General features: G+C 69.4%; 23 protein-coding genes and 2 pseudogenes. 10 read left to right on the forward strand and 15 right to left on the reverse strand.

Going from position 1 to position 22,188, the window contains the following annotated elements; translation table 11 throughout:
• Positions 1-97 precede the first annotated feature (97 nt).
• Positions 98-1,438, forward strand: a complete 1,341-nt coding sequence (locus V5E28_RS28195; protein ID WP_336210970.1) for an MFS transporter — start codon at positions 98-100, stop codon at positions 1,436-1,438.
• Between the two features lie 16 nt (positions 1,439-1,454).
• Here V5E28_RS28195 and V5E28_RS28200 read toward each other — a convergent pair whose 3' ends face one another.
• The 3 genes from V5E28_RS28200 to V5E28_RS28210 form a co-directional block, all read right to left on the reverse strand.
• Positions 1,455-1,994: an LGFP repeat-containing protein gene (locus V5E28_RS28200; protein WP_336210972.1), complete on the reverse strand. Its 540-nt coding sequence runs from the start codon at positions 1,992-1,994 to the stop codon at positions 1,455-1,457.
• 329 nt (positions 1,995-2,323) lie between these two features.
• Positions 2,324-3,613 carry a sensor histidine kinase gene (locus V5E28_RS28205; protein WP_336210975.1) on the reverse strand — a complete coding sequence of 430 codons (1,290 nt, stop codon included), beginning with the start codon at positions 3,611-3,613 and terminating at the stop codon, positions 2,324-2,326.
• Positions 3,610-4,266: a response regulator transcription factor gene (locus V5E28_RS28210; RefSeq protein WP_336210977.1), complete on the reverse strand. Its 657-nt coding sequence runs from the start codon at positions 4,264-4,266 to the stop codon at positions 3,610-3,612. Before V5E28_RS28210 ends, V5E28_RS28205 begins: the two co-directional genes overlap by 4 nt.
• Before the next feature lie 235 nt (positions 4,267-4,501).
• Between V5E28_RS28210 and V5E28_RS28215 the strand changes: the two are divergent.
• A pseudogene (locus tag V5E28_RS28215) lies at positions 4,502-5,482 on the forward strand (serine hydrolase domain-containing protein).
• Between the two features lie 177 nt (positions 5,483-5,659).
• On the opposite strand, the pseudogene V5E28_RS49640 reads toward V5E28_RS28215, so the two are convergent.
• From V5E28_RS49640 to V5E28_RS28235, 3 genes and pseudogenes are all read right to left on the reverse strand, one after another.
• Positions 5,660-5,922 (reverse strand): annotated as a pseudogene (locus V5E28_RS49640) (DUF4158 domain-containing protein); the annotation flags it as partial.
• Positions 5,923-6,133: 211 nt separating this feature from the next.
• Complete coding sequence (locus V5E28_RS28230) at positions 6,134-6,442, reverse strand: MiAMP1 family antimicrobial peptide (RefSeq protein WP_336210979.1); 309 nt, start codon at positions 6,440-6,442, stop codon at positions 6,134-6,136.
• Positions 6,443-6,670: 228 nt separating this feature from the next.
• Positions 6,671-7,354: a hypothetical protein gene (locus V5E28_RS28235; RefSeq protein WP_336210981.1), complete on the reverse strand. Its 684-nt coding sequence runs from the start codon at positions 7,352-7,354 to the stop codon at positions 6,671-6,673.
• A 48-nt stretch (positions 7,355-7,402) separates the two neighbouring features.
• Here V5E28_RS28235 and V5E28_RS28240 point away from each other — a divergent pair, with 48 nt between their 5' ends.
• The gene (locus tag V5E28_RS28240; RefSeq protein WP_336210983.1) at positions 7,403-7,825 is read left to right on the forward strand and encodes a hypothetical protein; all 423 of its coding nucleotides are present in this window, start codon (positions 7,403-7,405) and stop codon (positions 7,823-7,825) included.
• Between the two features lie 59 nt (positions 7,826-7,884).
• On the opposite strand, the gene V5E28_RS28245 is transcribed toward V5E28_RS28240, so the two are convergent.
• The 4 genes from V5E28_RS28245 to V5E28_RS28260 all read right to left on the reverse strand — a co-directional run bounded on the left by V5E28_RS28245 (position 7,885) and on the right by V5E28_RS28260 (position 9,983).
• A complete protein-coding gene (locus tag V5E28_RS28245) occupies positions 7,885-8,091 on the reverse strand; it encodes a cold-shock protein (protein WP_336210987.1) in 207 nt (68 codons plus the stop codon).
• 285 nt (positions 8,092-8,376) lie between these two features.
• Entirely contained in the window at positions 8,377-9,042 is a 666-nt protein-coding gene (locus tag V5E28_RS28250) for a pectate lyase family protein (protein WP_336210990.1), read from the reverse strand.
• Positions 9,043-9,104: 62 nt separating this feature from the next.
• Positions 9,105-9,548, reverse strand: coding sequence for an anthrone oxygenase family protein (locus V5E28_RS28255; RefSeq protein WP_336210992.1), 444 nt, complete (start codon positions 9,546-9,548; stop codon positions 9,105-9,107).
• Between the two features lie 111 nt (positions 9,549-9,659).
• Positions 9,660-9,983: an ArsR/SmtB family transcription factor gene (locus V5E28_RS28260; protein ID WP_336210995.1), complete on the reverse strand. Its 324-nt coding sequence runs from the start codon at positions 9,981-9,983 to the stop codon at positions 9,660-9,662.
• A 108-nt stretch (positions 9,984-10,091) separates the two neighbouring features.
• On the opposite strand from V5E28_RS28260, the gene V5E28_RS28265 reads away from it, so the two are divergent.
• The 3 genes from V5E28_RS28265 to V5E28_RS28275 are packed head-to-tail and all read left to right on the forward strand — an operon-like array spanning position 10,092 to position 13,521.
• On the forward strand, positions 10,092-11,504 hold the full coding sequence (locus tag V5E28_RS28265) for an MFS transporter (RefSeq protein ID WP_336210998.1): 1,413 nt from the start codon (positions 10,092-10,094) through the stop codon (positions 11,502-11,504).
• 10 nt (positions 11,505-11,514) lie between these two features.
• Entirely contained in the window at positions 11,515-12,951 is a 1,437-nt protein-coding gene (locus V5E28_RS28270) for an FAD-dependent monooxygenase (RefSeq protein WP_336211000.1), read from the forward strand.
• 36 nt (positions 12,952-12,987) lie between these two features.
• On the forward strand, positions 12,988-13,521 hold the full coding sequence (locus V5E28_RS28275) for a hypothetical protein (RefSeq protein WP_336211002.1): 534 nt from the start codon (positions 12,988-12,990) through the stop codon (positions 13,519-13,521).
• Positions 13,522-13,533: 12 nt separating this feature from the next.
• On the opposite strand, the gene V5E28_RS28280 is transcribed toward V5E28_RS28275, so the two are convergent.
• Positions 13,534-14,544 (reverse strand): class I SAM-dependent methyltransferase, encoded by a 1,011-nt coding sequence (locus V5E28_RS28280; RefSeq protein ID WP_336211007.1) that lies wholly within the window; start codon positions 14,542-14,544, stop codon positions 13,534-13,536.
• Here V5E28_RS28280 and V5E28_RS28285 point away from each other — a divergent pair.
• Positions 14,539-14,979 carry a hypothetical protein gene (locus V5E28_RS28285; protein ID WP_336211010.1) on the forward strand — a complete coding sequence of 147 codons (441 nt, stop codon included), beginning with the start codon at positions 14,539-14,541 and terminating at the stop codon, positions 14,977-14,979. The two genes, V5E28_RS28280 and V5E28_RS28285, sit on opposite strands and share 6 nt — an antisense overlap.
• 18 nt (positions 14,980-14,997) lie before the next feature.
• On the opposite strand, the gene V5E28_RS28290 is transcribed toward V5E28_RS28285, so the two are convergent.
• The 4 genes from V5E28_RS28290 to V5E28_RS28305 form a co-directional block, all read right to left on the reverse strand.
• Positions 14,998-15,180 carry a hypothetical protein gene (locus tag V5E28_RS28290; protein ID WP_336211012.1) on the reverse strand — a complete coding sequence of 61 codons (183 nt, stop codon included), beginning with the start codon at positions 15,178-15,180 and terminating at the stop codon, positions 14,998-15,000.
• Between the two features lie 279 nt (positions 15,181-15,459).
• Positions 15,460-16,155, reverse strand: a complete 696-nt coding sequence (locus V5E28_RS28295; RefSeq protein ID WP_336211015.1) for a lasso peptide biosynthesis B2 protein — start codon at positions 16,153-16,155, stop codon at positions 15,460-15,462.
• Positions 16,156-16,160: 5 nt separating this feature from the next.
• Positions 16,161-17,921 carry an asparagine synthase-related protein gene (locus tag V5E28_RS28300; RefSeq protein ID WP_336211018.1) on the reverse strand — a complete coding sequence of 587 codons (1,761 nt, stop codon included), beginning with the start codon at positions 17,919-17,921 and terminating at the stop codon, positions 16,161-16,163.
• Positions 17,881-19,278 carry an ROK family protein gene (locus tag V5E28_RS28305; RefSeq protein ID WP_336211020.1) on the reverse strand — a complete coding sequence of 466 codons (1,398 nt, stop codon included), beginning with the start codon at positions 19,276-19,278 and terminating at the stop codon, positions 17,881-17,883. The genes V5E28_RS28300 and V5E28_RS28305 overlap by 41 nt, the downstream gene beginning before the upstream one ends.
• A 398-nt stretch (positions 19,279-19,676) precedes the next feature.
• Here V5E28_RS28305 and V5E28_RS28310 point away from each other — a divergent pair, with 398 nt between their 5' ends.
• The 3 genes from V5E28_RS28310 (at position 19,677) to V5E28_RS28320 (ending at position 22,188) form a co-directional block, all read left to right on the forward strand.
• On the forward strand, positions 19,677-20,831 hold the full coding sequence (locus V5E28_RS28310) for an SMI1/KNR4 family protein (RefSeq protein ID WP_336211024.1): 1,155 nt from the start codon (positions 19,677-19,679) through the stop codon (positions 20,829-20,831).
• Positions 20,832-20,924: 93 nt separating this feature from the next.
• Positions 20,925-21,305 carry a VOC family protein gene (locus V5E28_RS28315; RefSeq protein WP_336211026.1) on the forward strand — a complete coding sequence of 127 codons (381 nt, stop codon included), beginning with the start codon at positions 20,925-20,927 and terminating at the stop codon, positions 21,303-21,305.
• A 310-nt stretch (positions 21,306-21,615) separates the two neighbouring features.
• A complete protein-coding gene (locus V5E28_RS28320) occupies positions 21,616-22,188 on the forward strand; it encodes an RNA polymerase sigma factor (protein WP_336211028.1) in 573 nt (190 codons plus the stop codon).

Below are 22,188 nucleotides of genomic sequence, written 5' to 3' on the forward strand. Positions count from 1 at the left end.
GGTTTTATCGCCCCTCACGCGTACCGACCTTCCCTGGTGACCATCGGTTGCACTTCATGTAGCGTCGCTAGTGAGCGTGCCTCCCCAGGAGCGGCAGATGGCTGAGCAGCAGCGACTCGACGCGACCGACGACCAGAAGAGACCGCAGCTGGTGCGGGCGGTGATCGCCTCCGCTGTGGGGACCTCGGTCGAGTGGTATGACTTCTTCCTCTACGGCTTCGCGGCCAGCACCATCTTCGCGGAGCTGTTCTTCCCGACGAGCGACGCCACCACCGGACTCCTGCTCGCCCTCGGCACCTACTTCGGCGGCTTCGCCGCCCGACCGATCGGCGCGGCGATCTTCGGCCACTACGGCGATCGCATCGGCCGCAAGGCCACCCTGATCATCACGCTGATGACGATGGGCATCGCCACCGCGCTCGTCGGCCTGGTCCCCACCTACGAGCAGATCGGCATCTGGGGCGGCATCCTGCTCACCCTCCTGCGCCTGCTCCAGGGCATCAGCGTCGGCGGCGAATGGGGCGGATCCGTCCTGCTCGCCACCGAGTGGGGCAAGTCCCGCGGCGGCCGGCGCGGCTTCCTCGGCAGCTGGCCGCAGTTCGGCGTCCCCGTCGGCCTCGTGCTCGGCTATCTGGCCCTGCAGGTGTTCCAGCCGCTCGACCCCTACTGGGGCTGGCGCATCCCGTTCCTGCTCAGCATCGTGATGGCCGCCATCGGCCTCTACATCAGGCTCGGCATCCTGGAGACGCCGGTCTTCACCAAGCTCCTCGCGGAGAACAAGGTCGAGCGCGTCCCCGTACGCGAGGTCATCGTCAGGAACTGGCGCGAGATAGTCCTGAGCGCCCTGCTCCGCACCGGCCAGCAGGCACCGTTCTACATCTTCACCGTCTTCATCCTGACTTATGCCACCAAGACCCTGGGCTTCGAGCCGAGCGACGTCTACACGTACGTCATCGCCGCCGGCGTCGTCTCCCTGTTCACCGTCCCCTTCTGGGGCTACATGTCCGACCTGGTGGGCCGCCGACGGCTCTACATCGTGGGTGCCGCGGCCATGGTGGTCTGGTCCTTCATCTACTGGCCGCTGCTGGACACCCGCGTTCCGGCGCTGGTCTTCCTCGCCATCGTGCTGGCGGCGCCGATCCACGACATCCAGTACGGCCCGCAGGCGACGTTCATCGCCGAGAGCTTCACCGGCCGGCTCCGCTACAGCGGCGCCTCGCTCGGCTACCAGCTGGCCTCGGTGACGGCGGGCGGTCCGGCGCCGCTGATCGCCGTCTGGCTGTACGCCACCTACCAGAGCTCGTTCGCCATCGCCGTCTACATGGCGATCTGCGGGCTGATCAGCGTGGCCGCGGCGTTCGCCTTGAAGGACCGCTCGGGGAACGACTACGCCGTGGAGTACGACGAGGTGCAACCGAGGGAAAGTTCGCCGCCGTAAAGAGATGTCGCGCCGGTCAGCCGGTTACCGAGATCGTCCAGCCCTGCTTGCAACTGGAGCCGAAGACTCCGGTGTCGCAGCCTTCGACGTTCCACCGGTAGCCGCTGCTGGTGCGCACCCGGGTCCAGGCCCGGCCGCGGGTGCCGCCGACGAAGTCCTCCTGGGCGCCGTGCGGGTCCGCCGCGCTGGTCCAGCGGACGATGAACTTGTCGTACGAGCGGGGAGCGGTCGTCTTCCAGTCGAAGTAGGCGTACCCCTTGCTCGACCAGGCGGCCACCACCATGTTCGGGCCCTGCTTGGGTGACCAGGCCATCTGCCCGCGCGCGAACGTCTGCCTGCGTCCCGCCCAGCCGACGTTGTTGACGTAGATGTCGCGCTCGCCGGTGGTGGGGCAGCCGAGCTTGCCGGTCTCGCCGCCGAGCTCGGCCCATCGCGCGCCGATCAGGCCGTACGGCTGGATGGCGCAGCCCGTGGCCGCCTGGGCGGGGGACCCTGCGGCCAGGGGGGCGGCGCATGCGAGCGCGGCGGTCATCGCGAGGATCAGGCGACGGTTCATCGAACGCTCCCGGGGGGTGAGACCCGCCGGTCTGTTCGCCGCGGGTGCCGTGCCTCAGTGGTACGGCGCACCGCTTGCCGGCGGCTTGACCACCGCCTGCGCGGGCTTGCACGGCCTGGCGCGAGGTCCGTACGACGGGGGTGAGGAACCGCCGGACGGCCGTTAGCGCTGAGAAGGATCTTGATCGCAGTGAGCGAAGACTGTTCATTGATTACGAAGATTCATAGGCGTGTTGCCCGGTCCCGGCGTCGGCGACTCTGTCGTTGAGCTATGCGCAGGCCCTTAAGCGGCAACCGCGCCAGCAGCGTTAGCGAGCCGTCGGGGCTGGGTCACCGGTGCAAGTGCGGAACCGGTAGAGCAGCAGCGGGAGGTCCAGCGGGACGGCTCCTCGGTGGTGCCGCAGGCATCACGGACGCCGGCTGTGCGGTGACCGCAGCGGGTCGTCGTGCCGGCCGCTCTGCGGCCCGTGAGTGATGCGGGAGCTCGATGGTGATGTCGAGGCCGCCGCCTGGGCGGACTGTGATCGCGATGTGTCCATGGTGGGCATGGGTGATCGCGCGCACGATGGACAGTCCCAGGCCCAGGCCCGGGCCGTCGGTGCGGACGCGGGTGCCCTGCCCGTGCACGAACGGTTCCAGCAGCGTCTGAGCTTCCTCGGGCGCGATCTCGCGGCCGGTGTTGCAGATCCGCAGCACGGCGCGTGCGCCCGCTGTGCGCGTCTCGACGATGAGGTGCCCGTCGGCGTGGTTGTAGCGGAGCGCGTTGTCGACCAGGTTACCGACCAGGCGTTCCAGCAGGACGGGCTCGCCGGTGACCAGCGCGGGCCGCAGCCTTGCGTGTACGGCTATGCCGGCGGCTGCCGCTTGCTCCTCGGCCGTGCCCAGGGCGGCTGCCGTGATGGCGGCCAGATCGGCCGCCTCCCGCGTGCCGGCTTCGGCCTGGCTGCGGGCCAGCAGCAGCAGCCCGTTCAGGACGAGCTGCATGTGGGCGACGGCGTCGCGCACGTCGCCGGCCATCGCGAGCAGCTCGTTGCGGCTGGGGTGGCCGTCCAGGGTGACGTCGATCGCGGTGCGGGCGGTGGTCAGCGGGGTGCGCAGCTCGTGGGCGGCGTTGGCGGTGAACAGCCGCTGGCCGTCCAGGATCCGGTCGCGCTCGGCGACGCCGCACTGGATGCGGTCCAGCATGTCGTTGACCGTGCCCGCCAGCGCCGACAGTTCGTCGGCCGGGGTGGTGACCGGGACCCGCTCGGTGAGGTTCTCGGCCGACAGCCGGCGGGCGGCGGCGGAGATGACGCGGATCGGCCGCAGCACCCGGCCCGCGACCAGCCAGGCCAGTACGGCGGCCAGGACGGTCACCATGATGAGCGCCAGACCGGCCTGGGGCAGGAGCGCGGCCAGGGTGTCGGCCTGTACCTGGTCGGCGAGATCGCGCAGGTCCTGCGGCTGCGGCGGCACCGACTGGAGCGTGCCCTGCGGGTCGGGGCCGTCCGGGTCCAGGCGGGTGACGAGCGCCGGGCGCCGCTTCATCAGCAGGTAGGTCAGCCCGGTCAGCGCGGCCCCCGCGGCCAGTACGAGGGCGGTCTGCAAGATGGCGAGCCGGGCGCGGGCGGTCAGCCTCACGGGCCGATCCGGTAGCCGGCGCCGACGACGGTCTCGATCAGCGGCGGGTCGCCGAGCTTGCGGCGCAGCGTGCCGACGGTGATCCGGACCGCGTTGGTGAACGGGTCGGCGTGCTCGTCCCACACCTTCTCCAGCAGCGTCTCCGCGCTGATGACGTCACCGCCGGCGGCCAGCAGCTGCTCCAGCACGCCGAACTCCTTGGGGGTCAGGCGCAGCAGCCTGCCGTCCCGCTCGGCGCTGCGCCGGGCCGGATCCAGGCTCACCCCGCCGGTGCGCAGCACCGGCGGACGGGCCGGTGCGCTACGCCGCACCAGCGCGTGGACCCGCGCGACCAGCTCGGAGAAGGCGAACGGCTTGCCAAGATAGTCGTCGGCGCCCAGCATCAGCCCACCGACCCGGTCCTCCACCGCGTCGGACGCGGTCAGCATCAGCACCCGCGACACGCCCCGCTGGACGAGCCTGCGGCAGACCTGGTCGCCGTGCACCTCCGGCAGGTCCCGGTCCAGGACCACCACCTCGTACGGGGTGAGCTCGCATTTGTCCAGCGCGCTGCGGCCGTCGAGAGCGAGGTCCACGGTGAAACGGTGCTTGCGCAGCCCGGCCTCGATGTAGCCGGCGAGGGGCTGCTCGTCTTCGACCAGGAGCACACGCATCCGGGCAGTATCGCAACGTCCACATATGGACCACATATGGTTCGCCGATCGCCCGCCGATAGGCGCCGGCCGGTAGATGTGATCACCTCGAAATCCCCATAGAAAGGATCATGACGAGATGAGCCGTGCACGAGCGGCCGGCATGACCGGGTTGGCATCGGCCATGCTGGCGTTGAGTCTCCACACATCCGCCACCGCCGCCGTCGAGGTCAAGCCGGGAGACGTCCAGCAGGCAATGAAGGACCTGGCGAAGACGGACGGCGTAGTGGGGGCCATCGGCGAGCTGTACGTCGACGGCCGGCGCAAGGGGCAGGGGAGCGCGGGGACGCGCCTGCTCGGCGGTAAGGGTGGGCACATTCCTGCGGCTTCCCGTTACCGGGTGGGGTTCCAGACCAAGCTGATGACGGCCACGGTGGTCCTGCAACTGGTCAAGGAGGGCAAGCTCGGCCTGGGGGACACGCTGGCCGCCGTTCTGCCGCAGGTGGCGCAGCAGGATCTGGTCGAGCGGGCCGGCGAGATCACCGTCCAGCAGCTGCTCCGCCACAGCTCCGGCATCCCAGACTTCTTCGCTTCGGGGAAGTTCGGCGACGCCTTCGACTTCACGACCTACTACTCCCCGATCGACCTGGTGAAGGCATCCCGCGAGGTCCCCCGCACCGGGGAGCCGGGCGCGGGGTTCGCCTACTCCAACACCAACTAGGTTCTCCTCGGCCTGATCGTCGAGAAGGTAACCGGCCGCAGCCTGTCCGCCGAGCTCGACCGGCGTCTCTTCGTACCTCTGGGGATGAAGCACACCTATTTGACCACCAGGCCTCCTCAGGGGATCAAGGGCCCGCACGGGCACGGCTACTACCCCGACGCCAAGGGCAGGCCGCGCGACGTCGACCAGCAGAACGCGAGCTTCGGCGGCGCGGCCGGAGGAGTGGTCTCCACCTCCGGCGATCTCAGCGCCTTCTACCGCGCGCTCAACCAGGGCCGGCTACTGCCGGCGGACCTGCAGAAGGCGGTAGGACGGCCGCGGCCCGATCTGTGTGGCGGGACGGTCGCGGCGGCCGCGGGCAGTGGCCCCGGCTTCCTGGCGGTGACCTACACCTCCTCCGACGGCCGCCGCCAGTTCGCGGTATCCACCACGCTGAAGATCGACAACCAACAGGCCATGCCCGTCAATGACGCCCTGAACAAGGCCGCCGCAACCGTGCTCTGCCCCAGCCGATGACCGGAGGTGTCCATCCACCGCGACCTGCGTCCACGAGCCTCCGGACCCCGCGAACCGATCAACGGCATCGACGTGGCGCCCGGTAGCCGGGGCCTCGGCGGCAACAGCGTGATGCAGCCTCCTGTCCATGCACTCTTGAAAAGGAATATCTCCATGGTTGTCAGCCGTAGGGCCTTTGTCGCCGATCCCCAACTGCTCGGCCAGGTAGTCCACCACCGGCCAGGGCACCGCCAGCGGATCCTCCAGGAACAACCCCTTGTACCGGACGGTCCCGATCTGGACGCAACGCCCAGCCGGTGAGAATCGGCCCTCGACTGCGCGATCACATTCCGGTCGAAGCTGTCCAGGAAGAAGAACTTCTCCAGGTCTGACAGCGATGGCACCTCGATGAACGAGGCGTAGGCGGCCCTCTGCTCGGCAGACAGGAATTCCGCAGGCATAGCCCGCACGGTAGGGCCATATTGGTCGCGATCAACTCATAGTGATCGATGCGTTACAAGTGAGGATGTTTCAGCCTTGCGCTTCTTGATCGTTCTCAGCGCCAACGGCTGTCCGCCGGTTCCTCGACCCCGTACGACGCGGGGGGCGTCCCGCCGAAACGGACGCCCCCCGCGATCGCCGGTTAGGCGGGGTCGCCCCCGCGAGCCCGGATCAGCACTCGATGAAGATGCTCTTCCAGCCGACAGGCGTCCTCTGCTCGGCGCCATCGCGAGCGGGGAGCCTGAAATGCATCAGGCCCTGCGCGTTGGGCTGGTTGAACATGCGCCCCGCCTGGCCGTCGCCGTACCACTTGTAGGACCCGTGGAAGGGGATGTTGGACGGTCCGCACGCGTCGATGACGACGGACCGGCCGGTGAACCCGGGGCCCTCGTAGGCGATGTACTGCGAGGCGTAGGCGGCACCGGCGGTCATCACGATGACCCCGGCCGTCATGGCGGGGACGAGGAGGAATCTCTTCACTGTGCTCCTTGGATGCGGAATCCGTCCCGCTCGCCGCGGGACCCACCCATCATGTGCGTACAGTCACTGATCCACTACTTACCGTAACGGAAGGCTGTGCTCGCCCTTGGGTACCCGAATGCCGGGTGCCGCAGCGATTTCGCCAGTTTCGTTCCGGCCCATGACGGATGTTCTCCGCTGATCTAATGTGGACGGCACATCAGATGCCGGTCATACCGGATCGATGGCTCAGACCTGCCAATCTGGGGAGAACGGAGGACCATCGCGGTGGCAGGCAGTCGTAGCGAGTGGAAAACGCGGGAAAAGGCGCAGCGGAAAGCAGTCGAAAGGCGAACACGCGAGATAGCGAAGCTCGCCAAGGAGAAAGCGCGCGAGCACCAGCGGTCGCATCAGGAAAGACAGCAGGCGGAAGCCGAGCAGAAGAGCGCGAGGATCACCGGTCGCGTCCAGGACCTGGATCAGATCCTGCTCGCCGCCGTCCGAGCCCGTCCCCTGACCTTCGACCAGCTCAATGCCGTCGACCCCGGCAAGCGGTTCGACCCGGGCCGCCTGGGGGTCGCCGAGCCGGCTCCCGACTGGGAGACGTTCACCCCGGCTCCGCCGTCCGGTTTCAGGAGGGTCCTCGGTGGCCGGTCCCGGCACGAGCGCGCGCTGCGGGAGGCGCGCGGGCGATTCGACAGCGCCAAGGCCCGGCACCAGAAACGCGAGAAGCAACGCCTCCGCGATCTGAATGCCGCGCGGATCGCCCACGATCGCCGGGCCGCTTCCGCCGGTATTCAGGCCGCGACGGACAACGCCGAACTCGATCGCCTGCGCGCCGACTTCGACAGTGGCCGGCCGGAAGCCGTCGAGTGGTTCATCGGAAAGGTCCTCGAAAGATCCGCCTTCCCGAAAGGCTTTCCCCGGCTTCACAGAACCGCCTACCGGCCGGAGCAACGTGAGCTGGTCGTCGAATTCGCATTGCCGCCGCCGAGCGTCGTTCCCGACGTCCGCGCGTACAAGTACGTCAAGGCACGCGATTCGATCGACCCGGTTCCCCGGCCGCGGAACGAGGTCAGGCAGAGATATGCCAAGCTGCTGGCCTGCGTGGCGCTGCGCACGGTGCACGAGATCTTCGCCGCGACTCCGGGCGACCTCGTCGAGGCCGTCGTCTTCAACGGACGTCTCGACGCCACAGATCCGGCCACCGGCAAGAAGGTGCGCCCCCATCTGGTCAGCGTGCGGGCCGGACGCGCGGCGTTCGAGAGGCTCGACCTGGCCGACGCCCAGCCGGTGACCTGCCTGAAGCGCCTCGACGCCGCCGTTTCCCCCAACCCGTACGACCTGGAGGCCGTCGAGCCGATCGTCGGCCTCGACCTCGAACAGAGTTCGAGCGGCGGCTAGAAAGCGGTCGGGGCCCGCACCTTCACAGGTGCGGGCCCCGACGCGTGGCTGGTGCCGTGTCAGGCGGGAACGATGTTCTCCGCCTGCGGGCCCTTCTGGCCCTGAACGATGTCGAAGGCCACCTTCTGGCCCTCGGTCAGCTCACGGTAGCCGCCGTTGGCGACGATGTTCGAGTAGTGGGCGAAGACGTCGGCGCCGCCGCCGTCCTGCGCGATGAAGCCGAAGCCCTTTTCGGAGTTGAACCACTTCACGGTTCCGCTGGCCATATCGATCTCCTTCTGATGGGGTGCAGAGACGAAATCCGCCTTGTGCGAATCCCGTTTTCACTGGTAGAGCCCATCCGGAGATGACCGGCAAACAGAAAACGCACCTGAAGCGTTCTGTCAGGTGCGCACAAGTCCTTATGGGTACCACAACTGCAACTCGCACAAGCTAGCACGTGCCTGCCGCGGAGTGCAAACCACGAGCGCGGGACGTGCCTTCGCCGACGCCGGGGAAGGCACGTCCGGATGGGGCGGGGGCCGGTCGACCCCCGCCTCACCCGTGCGAGATCACTGCGGGACGGTGTCCGCGCCGCTGACTCCGGCGCCCGCGGCCGGCGGGGTGGAGGAGGCGGATCCGGCGGAGTAGCCGTACGACGGCGGCGCGACGCTGCCGTCGGCGCGCAGCCAGTCGCTCATGGTGCTGCCGCTGCTGTTCGCCCGCGTGATCGTGGCCACGTCGTAGAAGTTGCTGCCCGTCCACGTCAGCTTCGTGTCGCCGAAGTCCTGCGTGATCGTCTTGGCACCCTTCACGTGGTTGCTCTCGGCATAGATCCTGCCGCCCACGCCGAGGCCGAGGAAGTAGTCCTCGACGTCCACGTAGTTGGCGAACACGTGGGCGTACCCGAACCGCACCCGCGGATGACGGGTGTTGGAGCCGTCGAACCAGTTGTGGTGGTAGGTGGCGCGCAGGTAGCCCGTGTCCTGGGCGCCGTTGCTGTCGCTGTGGCCCAGCAGCATCGACTTGTCCGTGCCGACGTAGCGGTTGTACGAGACGGTCACCAGGTCCGACCCGCGTTTGACGTCCACGGACCCGTCGTTGGACGAGCGGAACGTGTTGTGGTCGATCCACACGTGGTGCGAGTAGCACTGCACGTTGACCGAGTCGTCCGCGGAGTCGGTGAACGTCAGATTGCGGATGGAGACATCTTCATGACACGAGAAAGCGTCCGCCATAGTGGCTAAGGTCACAGTAGGAAAGCGCTTTCCGAATGTCAAGACGTGGTGTGGGTTCCGTTTTACAGCCCGGTCAACCCGATCCCGACCAGAACGAGCCCGGCGGCGCACGCCACCGCGCGCAGCGTGTTCCAGGCCGTCCATCGTGAGGAAAACGCCTTCCATGGCATGGTGCCCGCGTTGAGGGCGTTGTTCATGGGCACGTTGATCGCCACGGTGACCAGGAACGATCCGACGAAGTTCACCGCGGCGCCGGCGAAGAACCAGAGCGCCGCCGGGCCGTCCGCGAGGATCCCGGCGATCAGCGCGGTGAGCGGGGAGCCGATGAACGCGATGTAGAGCCAGGGATTGAGGATCTTCTTGTTGACGCTCCGCATCGCCGCCTCCGCCTGGGCGGGATCGATGGCGTTCAGCGCCGGCATGACGGACATGGAGAACGCGTAGAAGAGGCCCATAAGGGCGCCGTGCAGGACGAGTGTGACAAGAGCCAGAATCAACATGGTCATATGGTGATCCCTGCCGGATGAGACCGTCCATGCATCATGCGCTCAACCGCATACGCGGCCGTCCAGCGCTGACGGAGGATCACCGGTCGAAGCCCTGCCGGAAATCCTCGTTCAGGCTGACGTTTCGGCGCCGAGGCCGGGGGTGCCGTCCTCGGCGAGGATCAGGCCGACCAGGCCGGGGAAGCGCGCGTCGAGGTCGTCGAGCCGGAGCCTGATGTACAGCTTGCGCCCCTCGGGCCGCTGGCAGATGACGCCCGCCTCGCGCAGCACCCGCCAGTGGCCGGTCAGCGTTGATTTGGGCACGTCGGGGATGATCTCGCCGCAGAATCGTTCCTCGCCTGACGCCAGTTCGCGCACGATCTGGGCCCGCACCGGATGACCGAGCGCGGTGAACACGTCCAGTAGCTGGATCTGGTCCCGTGATGGGTGCAGCATGCAGCCCATAGTACGTAACTTCCGAACAATTATTTGACCGCAGTCCCATCGATGTACGAGGATCCCGTACTGTTCGTAAGTACCGTACTAACATACAAGGGATCGCAGATGGCACCCCGACCCGGCTGGACGCTGGCGCTGCTCGCGCTCTCCCAGCTCATCACCTCGCTCGACTTCTTCATCGTCTACGTCGCGCTGCCCGACATCGGCAGCGACCTCGGCTTCTCCGCGCAGACCCTGCAATGGGTGGCCAGCGCGTACGCGGTCGCCTACGGCGGCTTCCTGCTGCTCGGCGGGCGCGCGGCCGACCTGCTCGGGCACCGCAGGATGTTCGTCTCCGCCCTGGTGCTGTTCGCGGTGTCGTCGCTGGCCGGTGGGCTGGCCGAGCACCAGGCACTGCTGGTCGCGGCGCGCGCGGTGCAGGGACTGGGCGGGGCGTTGCTCTTCCCCGCCACGCTGGCGCTGGTCAACACCCGCTTCGCGGAGGGGCCGGCGCGTAACAGGGCGCTCGGCGTCTGGAGTGGCGCGGGGGCCAGCGGCCTGGCGCTCGGCTCTCTGCTCGGCGGGCTGCTGACGGCCGCCTGGGGGTGGGAGGCCGTCTTCTACGTCAACGTGCCGCTCGCCGTCGTCGCCGTGGCCGGCGCGTACGCGCTGATCCCGCCGGACGGCGGCCGCGGGCCCCGGCGCCGCTTCGACCTGCCCGGCGCCGTGCTGGCCACCGGCGGCGTCAGCCTGCTCGCGTTCGTGCTCATCCAGGGGCCCGAGTCCGGCTGGGGCTCGCCGCCGATCCTCGGTGGCGCGTTGCTGGCCGCCGTGCTGCTGGTGGCGTTCGTCTCGGTGGAGAGGCGGGGCGCCGATCCGCTGATGCCGCTGCGGATGTTCGGCAACCGCAGCCTCAGCTCGGCCATCGCGGTCATCCTCGTCTTCGGCGCCACGTTCAACGCGCTGCCCTACTTCCTGACCGTCTACTTCCAGAACGTTCTCGGCTACGGCGCGGTGGCGACCGGGCTGGCGTTCCTGGTGCCGTCACTGCTGATCGCGTTCGGCACGCAGCTCGGCGGGCGGCTCGCCGGCCGCATCGGGATGCGGGCCACCCTGCTCATCGGCACGATCGGCGGAGCCGCGGGGACGGGACTGCTGGCGTTCGGAGTGAGCGCGGGCGGCTCCTACTGGGAAGTCCTGCCCGGCATCGTCGTCATGGGCGTCAGCCAGGGACTCACCTGGACCGGTATGTGGATCGCCGCGGCCGCCGGCGTACCGGCAGGGGAGCAGGGCGTCGCCTCCGGGCTCGCCTCCAGCGCGCTGCAGGTCGGCTCCGCGCTCGGCCTCGCCGTGCTGGTCGTCGTCGCCGGTCTGGCCGAGGCGTCCGGCGCGGCCGTCGCCTCCGGGCTCCGCACGGCCGTGTTCGTCGCGGCCGCGGGCATGGTGGCGGGCGCCGCCGTCGCGCTCACCTTCGCCAAGAAGCGGGCGGCCGAGCCTGAATCCGCCGAGGCCGCGCCGGTGTTCCCTTCGACGATCTGAGGAGGATCCCATGATGTTCGAGGTGGCGATCGTAGGTGGCGGGCCGGTGGGGATGCTCCTGGCCGCCGAACTGGCCCTGCAGGGCGTACGTCCACTGGTCCTGGAGCGGAACGCCGTACCGGACGGGGAGTCCAAGGCGGGCACCTTGCACACGCGTACGGCGCAGAGCCTGGAGCGGCGCGGCCTGCTGGAGGCGGTGGGCCGGTCGAGCCACGGCCCGCTCAGCTTCCACTTCTCCGGGATTTTCGGGCTCGATCTCGGCGCCGTCGCGGGCGACGGGCCGAGCATCGTGGGCAGCCCGCAGGCTTGGGCGGAGCAGGTGTTCGCGCGCCGGGCCGCCGCCTTGGGCGCGGAGATCAGGCGCGGCCAGGAGGTCACCGGCCTGGTCCAGCACGACGACCACGTGGTGCTGACCGCCGGCGGGCGCGAGCTGGGCGCCCGCTACGTGGTCGGCGCCGACGGCGCGCGCAGCGTGGTGCGCCGGGCGGCCGGCATACCCTTCACCGGGACGGCCGCCCGCGTCGCAGCCCTCATGGGAGACGTACGCCTGCTCGACCCGTCCGGCGTCCCGCCGGGCTACACGCGCACGCCCCGCGGCTGGATCATCGTCTGGCTCAACCCGGCCGGACACAGCCGCGTCACCACGTACGACTTCCGCGCCCCGCACGCGGACAGGGCGGCGCCCGTGACGCTTGACGAGCTCCAGGCCGCTGCCGAGCACATCGTGGGCCGCCCCGTCCCGATGGCCGAGCCCAGGAGCCTGTCCCGGTACGGCGACGCCGCCCTGCAGGCCGAGACCTACCGCGCGGGACGGGTGTTGCTGGCAGGAGACGCCGCGCACGTCCATTTCCCGTGGGGCGGCCAAGGGCTGAACACGGGCCTCGGCGACGCGTTCAACCTGGGCTGGAAGCTTGCTGCCCAGGTGCGCGGCGACGCACCGGCCGGACTGCTCGACAGCTACCACACCGAGCGGCACCCGGTGGGCGCCCGCGTGCTGTGGAACGTGCGGGCGCAGACCGCCCTGGCGGACCCCGACCCGGCCGTGGACCCGCTGCGCGAGCTGTTCGCCGAGCTGATGCGGCTCGACCAGGTCAACGAGCACCTCAGCGGCATGATCAGCGGGGTCGACACGGTGTACGACGTCGGCGTCCCCGGGGCCGGGCGGATGGCGCCCGATCTGGAGCTGAAGACGGAAGGCGGCGGCGTGCGGCTGGCGGAGCTGCTGCGGGCCGGCCGCCCGCTGCTGCTGGACCTCGCGGGGCGGGACGACCGCGCCGTCGCCGCGCGGTGGTCGAGCCGGGTCGACGTGGTGCGGGCGAGCGCGGAACACGAGGCGGAGGCCCTGCTCGTGCGGCCCGACGGGTACGTCGCGTGGACCTCTGCGGCGCGCGGGCATTCCCTCGCCGGGGCGCTCGAACGGTGGTTCGGCGCGGGTGACCCGGAGTGAGGCGGAATGTCGGTGATCATCTCTACGCTGCCCGCCATGAGCGAATCAGCCGGTACGGCACATGTCACGCGGATAGCCCTCCACGTCCACTACAGCCAGGCCTACCTGATCGACGAGAGCGACGAGGCGGAGGGCCCCGAGGACGTGCCGGACGACCACCCGACGCACCCGGTGGGGATCATCCGCGTCGAAGAAGGCTCCGCGTTCCTGGTCACCGGGCTGCACACGGGCACGGTCGACTTCACCGTCGTCGTGGCCGATCACGACCCCGGGGCGGATCGCGAGGGGTTCGAGGACATCGTGGAGATCAGCTTCGAGTCGGAGGCCGGCCAGGTGTCCTTGCACGAATGGGGCCAGGACGTCCACGAGCTGCCTCCCCTGCCGGCCGGGCCCGGCTGGTATCGGCTGCGCTATCACGCCCGCGGGATGGACGAGGCGACCGACGGCGCGGACCTGTCCAACGGGCCGATCGACCACTATCTGCTGCAGATCTGGCCGGCGGAGGAGTCCCTTCCGCACGTGCTGCAGAGCGTCAGCGGCACCCTCCGCTACTGGCGCAATCCCGGATGAGCGTCCGCCGGGCTAGGGCCTGGCGTCGAACACGAGGTTGAAGTCGGTGGCCAGGGGCATCCGCACCCGCGAGAAGCCCGCGTCGGTCAGCACCCGCGTGATGCGGCTCTCTCCCGCCTGCGCGCCCAGCGCCGCCCCCGAGTCCTGTGCCAGGGAGTTCGGCACGCAGCAGAATGTGGAGGCCGCGTAGTAGCTCATGGAGACCGGGTTGCCGATCCGGTCCTCGAAGCGGTCGGCGGCGTACGGCTCCACCACGAACAGCGTGCCGTCCGGCGCGAGCGCCTCGCGGGTGCGGGCGGCGGCGCCGACAGGGTCGCCCATGTCGTGCAGCGCGTCGAAGAAGCAGATCAGGTCCCATGGGCCGGCCAGGCCGGCGGTGGCGTCGGCGACGGAGAACCGCGCCCGGTCCTGCACGCCGGCTTTCGCCGCCGCCTGCGTGGCCGTCTCGACCGAGTCGGCGTGGGAGTCGACTCCCTCGAAACGGGACTTCGGGTACGCCTGCGCCATCAGGATCGTCGAGGTCCCGTGGCCGCAGCCCACGTCGAGCACCCGGGCGCCCGCGTCGAGCCTGTCGGTCACGCCGTCGAGAGCGGGCAGCCACTGCTGGGTGAGCGACTGGCGGTAGAGCGGCCCGAAGAACCGCGCGGTGCCCTCGAACAGGCGCGGGTCGTGCTGGTGCCAGCCGAAGCCGGCCCCCGTTCGGAACGCCTCGGCGATGTCGTCGGTGGCCAGCCACATGGCGGCGTTCGCCTCGATGCCGCCTATCTGCGCGACCGGCGACTCGTCGTCGGCCAGCACGGCGGCGTGCTCGGGCGGCAGCGTGTAGCGGCCGTCGGCGTACTCGACGTGCCCCGCCACCGCCTGGCCGCCCAGCCACTCCCGCAGGTAGCGCTCGGCCAAGCCGGTGCGCTCGGCCAGCTCCGCGCTGGTGAGCGGCCCGGCGCCGGCCATCGCCCGCCAGATGCCGAGCTGGTCGCCCAGGTTGTTGAGCAGGCTGAGCGCCGCGCCCACCCGTTCTTGCATGATCTGCTGCGTGAATTGCTCAAGTTTGTTGTCGTCCATGCTGTTTCCCCCGATTCCGGGCTACCCCTACCCAGTGCGACCTGCGGAGGCTCGGACAGCCCTCCTCACCGCCCCCTTCCAGGTTCAGAAGAGGTTGTCCCGCTGCGGAAGGTCGAACAGGCCGAAGGCGGCGAACAGCGCGAGCAGCGCCAGAGCGGCGAGGACGACCCAGGCGACGGGGTGGCCGAGATTGAGCGGGATTTATCCATATTTGCCGGCGGGGCAACTGCGGCACTGACCGGATTCACCTATGTGGCGGACGCAATCGCCGCTCAGACCGGCGCGGCGGCCGGCGCCCTGCTGCCTGCCTCACTGGCGGGTGTGGTCCTCGTCGGGTACGCCGCGCTGGCGGCGTTCGCCGCGGTCGCGGCTCCGCTTCGCAAGGACATCACATGAGGCAGGCGGCGGCGCGGGCTAGGGTCGCTTGAACTTGTCGACGAGCACGCTCACCAGCCCGAACGCCGTCGCGAACGCGGTCCCGCCGCTGGCGAGGACGCCGATGGGGGGAACGAGGAGCATCGCGGCGACGATGCCCACCATCAGGGCCACGTTCAGCGACACACTGATCGTGACGATGACCTCCGTCGCAGGAGACATGCCTATCACTTCCTCTACGAACTACGCCCGACACTGAAAAGCCCTAGGAAAAGGGTATGGCGCGGAAGGGCGGAATCGAGGCAGTGAAGAATTTGTACGATCTGCTCGGGAACGACGGCCCGGAATTCTTCAGCTTGAAGGCCGTCCGGTTACACGCATTTCGTCGGAGCGGTCAGGTTCGGTGCACCGCCTGCGGCATCGCGGGCCGGCAGTGAAATGCCATTTGATTTCTGCCCGCCGATCTTCACCGGCCCTGGTCGCCTGTTCAACTCGAAGCCGTCACAGCGATATCACCCGCAGATATCCGGCGTCCGGTTCGGCGTCCGGCACCACGGGCCGACCGCCCAGCTCGACCCAGGCGTGGAAGCGGTAGGGGTCGGCGATCGCGCCCAGGCACCAGTCGAGACGGCTGCGGGAGCAGGCGGCGAAGAGCACCGCGGCCAGCGACGCCTCCAGGCAGGCAGCACGGCCCGGATAGTGTTCGGCCGCGTAGTGGGCGGCGCTGACGGCCGCCTCCGCGGCGGCTCGGCTCGGTTCGCCGCGACACCAGTGACGGATCGCCGACAGCAGCCAGGTGGTGACCCGGAACGGGAGCTTGAGCAGGACGACCGCCAGCAGCAGGCTGGTGGCGGCGAGGAGCCGCGCCCGGCGCGGGGGCCGGGCGACGCTCCGCGCGGTGCCGAGGGCCATGACGGCCGCCACGGGGCGTCTGGTCACGATCAGCCCCCTGCTCATCAGGTCGCGCAGCAGCTCGTTGGCGTCCGCGCGGACGACCTCCAGCGGCACGGCGGGGTGACGGCAGGCGACGTCGGTCAGGCTCTGCTCGAAGTCGGCGCCGTTCGCCCAGCTCTCCCAGAGGATCCCCGCGGTGGCATTGAGCGCGTGCCACGTGCCGGTCGTCGCGTTGAGCAGGACGACGCCTCCGTGCGCCTGGCTCCGGTGGTGGACATGACCGGGGATCTGTAGTTCGAGCATCTGCCTTACCAATCGTGAGGGTCGTCCGAACCTCGTAACCAGCATTCGGTCGCGATGAACATGCTCATCCCCCCGAGGGGAGCGGCCGCTCCGACGAGCAGGCGATCCAGGGACTCGCGGACCGCCTTCGGTTCGACCACGCCCAGCTCCGCCAGGCGCGATCCGTCGATGAGGCGGTAGAGCCGGCGGGCGGACACCCTGGCTCCTTGGTACTCCTCGGCGCTGTAGTCGCCCTTGGTCCGCCGGGCGAAGACCGCGCGTGGCACCAGATCGTGGAGCGCGGCGCCCAGCAGCGGCTTGCTCACGGCAGGATGCGCGCGCCGCTCCGGCGGGACCGCCAGGCAGGCCCTGACCACGGCGTTGTCCAGGTAGGGCGCGTGGACTCGCGTCCCGGCCAGGACTCCCAGCTCGCGCAGGTGCCGCTGGGCGTCGGCGGAGTGCCGAAGTTCGGTCAGGCCGGCCTGGTGGGCGGCTCCGGCCCCGGCGTCGACCTGTCCGGCCAGGCCGGGATCGCTCAGCCGGTCCGCGATCTCCGCCCGCGCCGCGTGCGTCAGCCAGCTGAGCACCGCCCGGTCGACCGGCCACCAGGTGACCGCGCTCGCCCAGGTGAGCTCCGACGGCCTGGGTTCGCGCAGGTCGCGGCCTAAGACCAGCAGCGCGCGGCGGGGACCGGTCCCGGCCAGCTTGCCGGCGCGCACGGCCAGCCCCAGTGCCGAAGTCCGGCGGAGCCTGGCCTGCCCGGCGCAGTGCCGGGCCAGGCTGCGCCAGCGCCCCCGGCGGGCGAGCGCGCCGAGGTAGGAGGGCGCGGCGCCCAGGAGCGCGTCGCCGCCCTCCCCGGTGAGGTGGAGCGCCGCAGCCTGCTCCAACCTCAACAGGGAACGCCGCCACGCCAGGTTCGCCCGCGCCGGCTCGGTGCCGAGCAGCTCCGGGTACGGCAGAGCCGCATAGGGCAGGGTGCCCGCGTTGCCGGTGACCGTGGTCAGCCGGAGCCGTTCGTCGTGTCGTGCGAAGGCGACCGCCTCGGCCAGGTCGGCCGCCGGGTGTTGCGGGTGGTGATAGACGATCGCCTCCACCCTGACCTGGCGGGCGGCGAGGAAGGCCAGCGAGGTGGAGTCCAGTCCGCCGCTGAAATCGGCGGAGATCGGACCTGTCGCGCACCGGGCGGCGACCGCCTCGGTGAGTGCGGCCCGCAGGCTGGGCGCGGCGGCTGAGTAGGTGCTCAGCCGCACGCCGCCCCGCCCCGCCCGCAGCAGGACACCACCGGGCAGGCGGCTCACGCCCCGGAACGGCGAATGCTCCGCCCACAGCGGCAACACGCTGGGGCAGGCGATCCGCACGGCGGCATGGATGGGATCGACCGTGCGGGCGTGCAGAGCGGCGAGCACGCTGGCGTGGGAGGCAAGGGCGAACTGTCCCTGGTGATGGGAGTAGTGGAGCGGGAACTGACCTGCGAGGTCGGTGAAGGCCACCAGTTCTCCGGGGAGCGCGGCCACCCCCGCGTAGGCTCCCCGCCACCTGGTCAGCAGCACGGGGTCGTCGTGTTCGACGGCGGCGGCGAAGCCGGCCCGGATCGTCTCGTCGTCGGCGAGGCAGTGCCCGGCGATGACGAGCAGGCGGCCGGCCACCCGGAGCCGGCGCACCTCGTCCGGGAACCAGGCGCCGTAGACGCGCGCGTCCGCGACGCCGTCGGCGAGGGTGGCGACCAGACCCGGGGGGAGCGCGGGATCAGCTCCAGTAGTACTGGGAGTTTGCGTCCGCGGAACCACTTCCAGAGCTCCCCTTGGTGAGATCCCGCACCTGTCCGAAATCAGCGACCTTTGGTGGGATGTATGTGAATTGAAGTGATTCTTCGTTCAAATCGTGGAGAGAATCGCCTCGTGGGTGCTCGGCCGAGAGGGTGGACATAGCGCTGTTCTCCCACAATCCGGATAGACGCGGTGGCATGGAACACCAAGATAATAGTCCCCCTCTCGTTCGGCGGTTTGCCTCGGCAGTCAAATTGAAGGAACAGCGCCGGCCATGGCACGCCGGCATTTCAATTTGAGGCGTGTCCCGGCTGAAATGAAGACCTAGGACAGGCCCCTCTCCCTCGATTCCCATCAGGAGGGCGCCCTGCGCGGTCGCATATGGCAGCGTGCTGGCGGCCAGGTGGAGGTCGGCCCTCGCGGCGGCCATCGCGGTCCGGTCGATCCCGAGCCGGCAGGCCTCCAGCGCGATGCCGCCCGCCATGCCGAAGGCCCCGCCCAGGAGAACCACATTGGGATTGAGCAGATTGCACAGGTTGCCGATGCTGTAGCCCAGGTATCGGGCGGCTTCCTGGAGGATGCGGGTGCAGATGGGGTCCTCCTGCTCCACCCGGGTGAGGAACTGATCGATGTTCGTCGGCGGATTGAAGAGCTGGTCGCTCAGGCCGGTCCTGGCGTCCCGGAGCATGACGTCCGCTCCGACCAGGGTCTCCAGGCACCCACGCCCGCCGCACAGGCAGAACCGGCCGTTCGGCTGCACCATGGTGTGGCCGAGCTCGCCGGAACATCCGCCGGCTCCCCGCAGGAGCCTGCCGCCGATCACGATCCCGGCGCCCACGCCGGTGGAGGCCTTGATGTAGACCAGCGTCTCCCTGGTCGGATAGGTGTAGAGGCTCTCCGCGTACGCTCCCAGGTTGGCGTCGTTGTCCAGACGCACCCGCAACACGTTACGGGCGCCTCTGCCCCGGAGGTGGGCCAGCCTCTCCGTCAGCGCCACGGCGGGATTGCGAGCCCGTTGCCAGGGAGGGAGCAGGGGTCTGGTGAGAGCCTGGTCCCGCGGATTGATCATCCTGGGGATGCCCATGCCGACGGTGGCGATGTCGTCGGGGATCTCCCCGACCTCCCTCACCAGATCCCTGATCGCCTCGACCACGGGGTCCAGCCACACCTGCTCCCCGCGCACCGCGCCGACCTCGACCGTCCGGGACTTGATGGCGCCGTGAGGCTGATGGGCCTTCCGCGCGACGAGCACGGTGCTGCGGTAGCCGAGTTCGACGCCGATCGCGACGCCGTCAAGAGGGCTGAGCTGCACGGTGTTGATCGGGTCCCGCTGCCTGCCCCCGCCGGCGATCCCCTCGTCGTTCAGCTCGTTGACCACCGTGGAGATGGTCGCGCCGGACAGGCCGGTCCTGGTCGCGAGCTCCTTCTGAGTCGCAGGCCTGAGCATGAGGGCCTTGACGACCCGTTGCCGGTTCGCGGCCCTCGTGCCGTGAACCTGCTTCAGATGATCGAGCATGTGGGTCAATGGCACGCCGTTCACCATGCGAAGGCTTCGAATTTACCGACTTCACGGTAACCCGACGTCCATATGCTTCAGATTTGTTCACCGGCAACTTTAATCTGATCGCAATGAGATTGATTTGCGGTGAAAATTCATCCTTTATCCGGTTAGTCCGGAACGGTGAGCTCCTGGCTGGGGGCGGCGCCCGGGGCCGGATTGTCGGTCGCTCCTGCTGTGATGAGCAACGCCATGACCGATGCGCAAAGGAGTGCCGCGTGGACCGCACCGCTTGGGAGTCGTTCCTTCACCGCTGGAACGAGGAGCTGCTCGCGACAGGCGTGGAGCCGGACTCGATGCTGGACAAGCCGGTCACCGACGGCTGGCTGGGCTACTCGCCCGCCTCCGCCGAGCAGGTGAGGGCGGCGGAGGAGCGGCTGGGGTGCACGCTGCCGCCGTCGCTGCGGGAGTTCCTCCTGGTGACCGACGGCTGGCAGGCGGCGGGCGCCTTCGGCGGCGAGGTGCGTGGCGCCGGCGAGCTCGGGTGGCTGCGCGACCTGGATCCGATGTGGTCCGAGGCCTACGACGACATCGACGTCTTCGCCGACGAGGTGGCCGCCCTGCGGCGCGGGCTGATGATCTCCGAGGGGGCGGACGCGGGCGTGCTGTTCCTCGATCCGGGAGATGTGGACGACAAGGGCGAATGGGCCGCATACGAGCTGTTCTCCTGGTCGGGTAGCGGCCCGGAGCGGCACGGCTCCTTCCACGAGTTGATGTACGACCTCTGTGCGGGCTTCCACACCCTGGATCGCCCGCAGTGCCAGACCCAGCGCGAATGGGACGCCAAGATCGAGCAAGCCCGTCTGGCGATCCTCTCCGGTGAGATCGACGAACCGCTGGCGGTGCTGGAGGAGGCCCAGCGCTTCGGCCGCGATCGCGCGAGCGTGCTGTCGTTCCAGGTGAAGACCGTGCTCGGCCACGCGGACGTCGGACGGCTGATCGACTCCCCGCTCTCTCGTGGCGAGGGGAAGAAGGCCACGTGGACACTCGACGCCGCGCTGCTGAGCGCCGAGATGCTCCCCGTCCTGTTCGCCGAGCACCATCGCAATGATCGCTACCTGCACCAGTCCGCCCTCGACAGCCTGCGCCAGTACGGCACCGAGCCGGTCAAGCAACTGATCGCCGACTACCGGGCCCGGATGGGCGCACCCGGATTCCGGATGTCGTACGGCCCCCCCGAGTTCGACGCCGCGGTCCGGGCCATCGACCCCGCTGGCGGCGACGCGTGGCCGCGACTGCGAGAGGCACTGGCCCTGTGGCGACCGTTGAGCGAGGACCACGTCGCCCCCGCCTGCCTGATGGCAGACCCCCGGATCGCACCCCTGATCACGCCGGACCGAGGACGGGAGATCCTCGCCATGCGGCGCGGCTGACCGCTGACGGGATGAGCACCCTCGATCCCGGCACATCCGGTTGCCCCCGCGGCTCTGGGGCATCGCCAGGCTCTGCTCGCCTAGGGTCAGTACATGCGTATCGACCGGCTCGACCACCTGGTGCTGACCGTCGCCGACGTCGACGCCACGGTGGATTTCTACACCCGTGTCCTCGGTATGAGGGCGGAGACGTTCGACGCGGGCCGTACCGCCCTCGTCTTCGGCCACAGCAAGATCAATGTGCATCCGGCCGGTCACGAGTTCGAGCCGAATGCCCACCGGCCGACGCCTGGCAGCGCCGATCTGTGCCTCATCACCACCGACCCGCTTGACCAGGTGATCGCGGAGCTCTCCGCGCACGACCTGCCCATCGAGGAGGGGCCGGTCGAACGTATCGGCGCGACCGGGCCCATCCTCAGCGTCTACTTCCGCGACCCGGACCGGAACCTGATCGAGGTCAGCGCCTACCTCTGAGGCAGGCGCCGGCGGGGAGGAACGCTGTGTCCGCGAACGGTGTCACGTGTGACGATGATCATCAGTCAGTCATCCGGCACCATGGGAGACAGTCCATGCAGATCGTTCCTACCGGCGGCACGCTCATCAAGGCCGACGTCAACCGGCGGGCGAGCCGGCGCGCGGCGACTTCACCTCGTAGGGGGTAGGCCGCCTCGCAGGTGGTCACAGCCACCCGTAGCGGCCGGCGAGCTTGTCATGGGTGCGTGAAGCATTTCGGCCCGGCGCGGTAAGTACAGGTGACCGCATACGCCAAGAAAGGCCGACATGCATGACAATCCCCCGCGAAGTCGTCGAGGTCGATGACGCGACCCTCATCGAGAGGTCGCTGAACGAGCCGGAGATCTTCGCTGCCCTGTTCGACCGGCACGCACCCCTCCTGCACCGCTACGTGATCAGACGCCTGGGGCCCAGCGAGGCGGAGGACGTCGTGGCCGACACCTTTCTGGCCGCCTTCCAACGCCGGGGCGATTATGACAGGGGCCGCCCCGACGCCAGGCCGTGGCTGTACGGCATCGCCTCCAACGTGATCGGCAAGCGACGGCGCACCGAGGCGAATCTCTACCGGGCATACATCCGCAGCGGCGTGCACCCGGCGGAGATACCGGGCCGCCAGGTCGAGGACGGGGTCAACACCCTGGCCGTCAACCAGCCGCTGGCGCGGGCGCTCCTGAGGCTCACGCAGGCCGATCGCGACGTGTTGCTGCTCGTCGCCTGGGCCGAGCTGAGCTATCAGGAGGTCGCCGACGCGCTCGCCATCCCGCTGGGCACCGTCGCCTCGCGACTCAACCGAGCCCGCGTCCAGATCCGTCAGGCCCTGGACCGAGGAGAGCAAGGAGAATGA

Source organism: Nonomuraea sp. LPB2021202275-12-8, from assembly GCF_037044575.1.
Lineage (GTDB): Bacteria > Actinomycetota > Actinomycetes > Streptosporangiales > Streptosporangiaceae > Nonomuraea.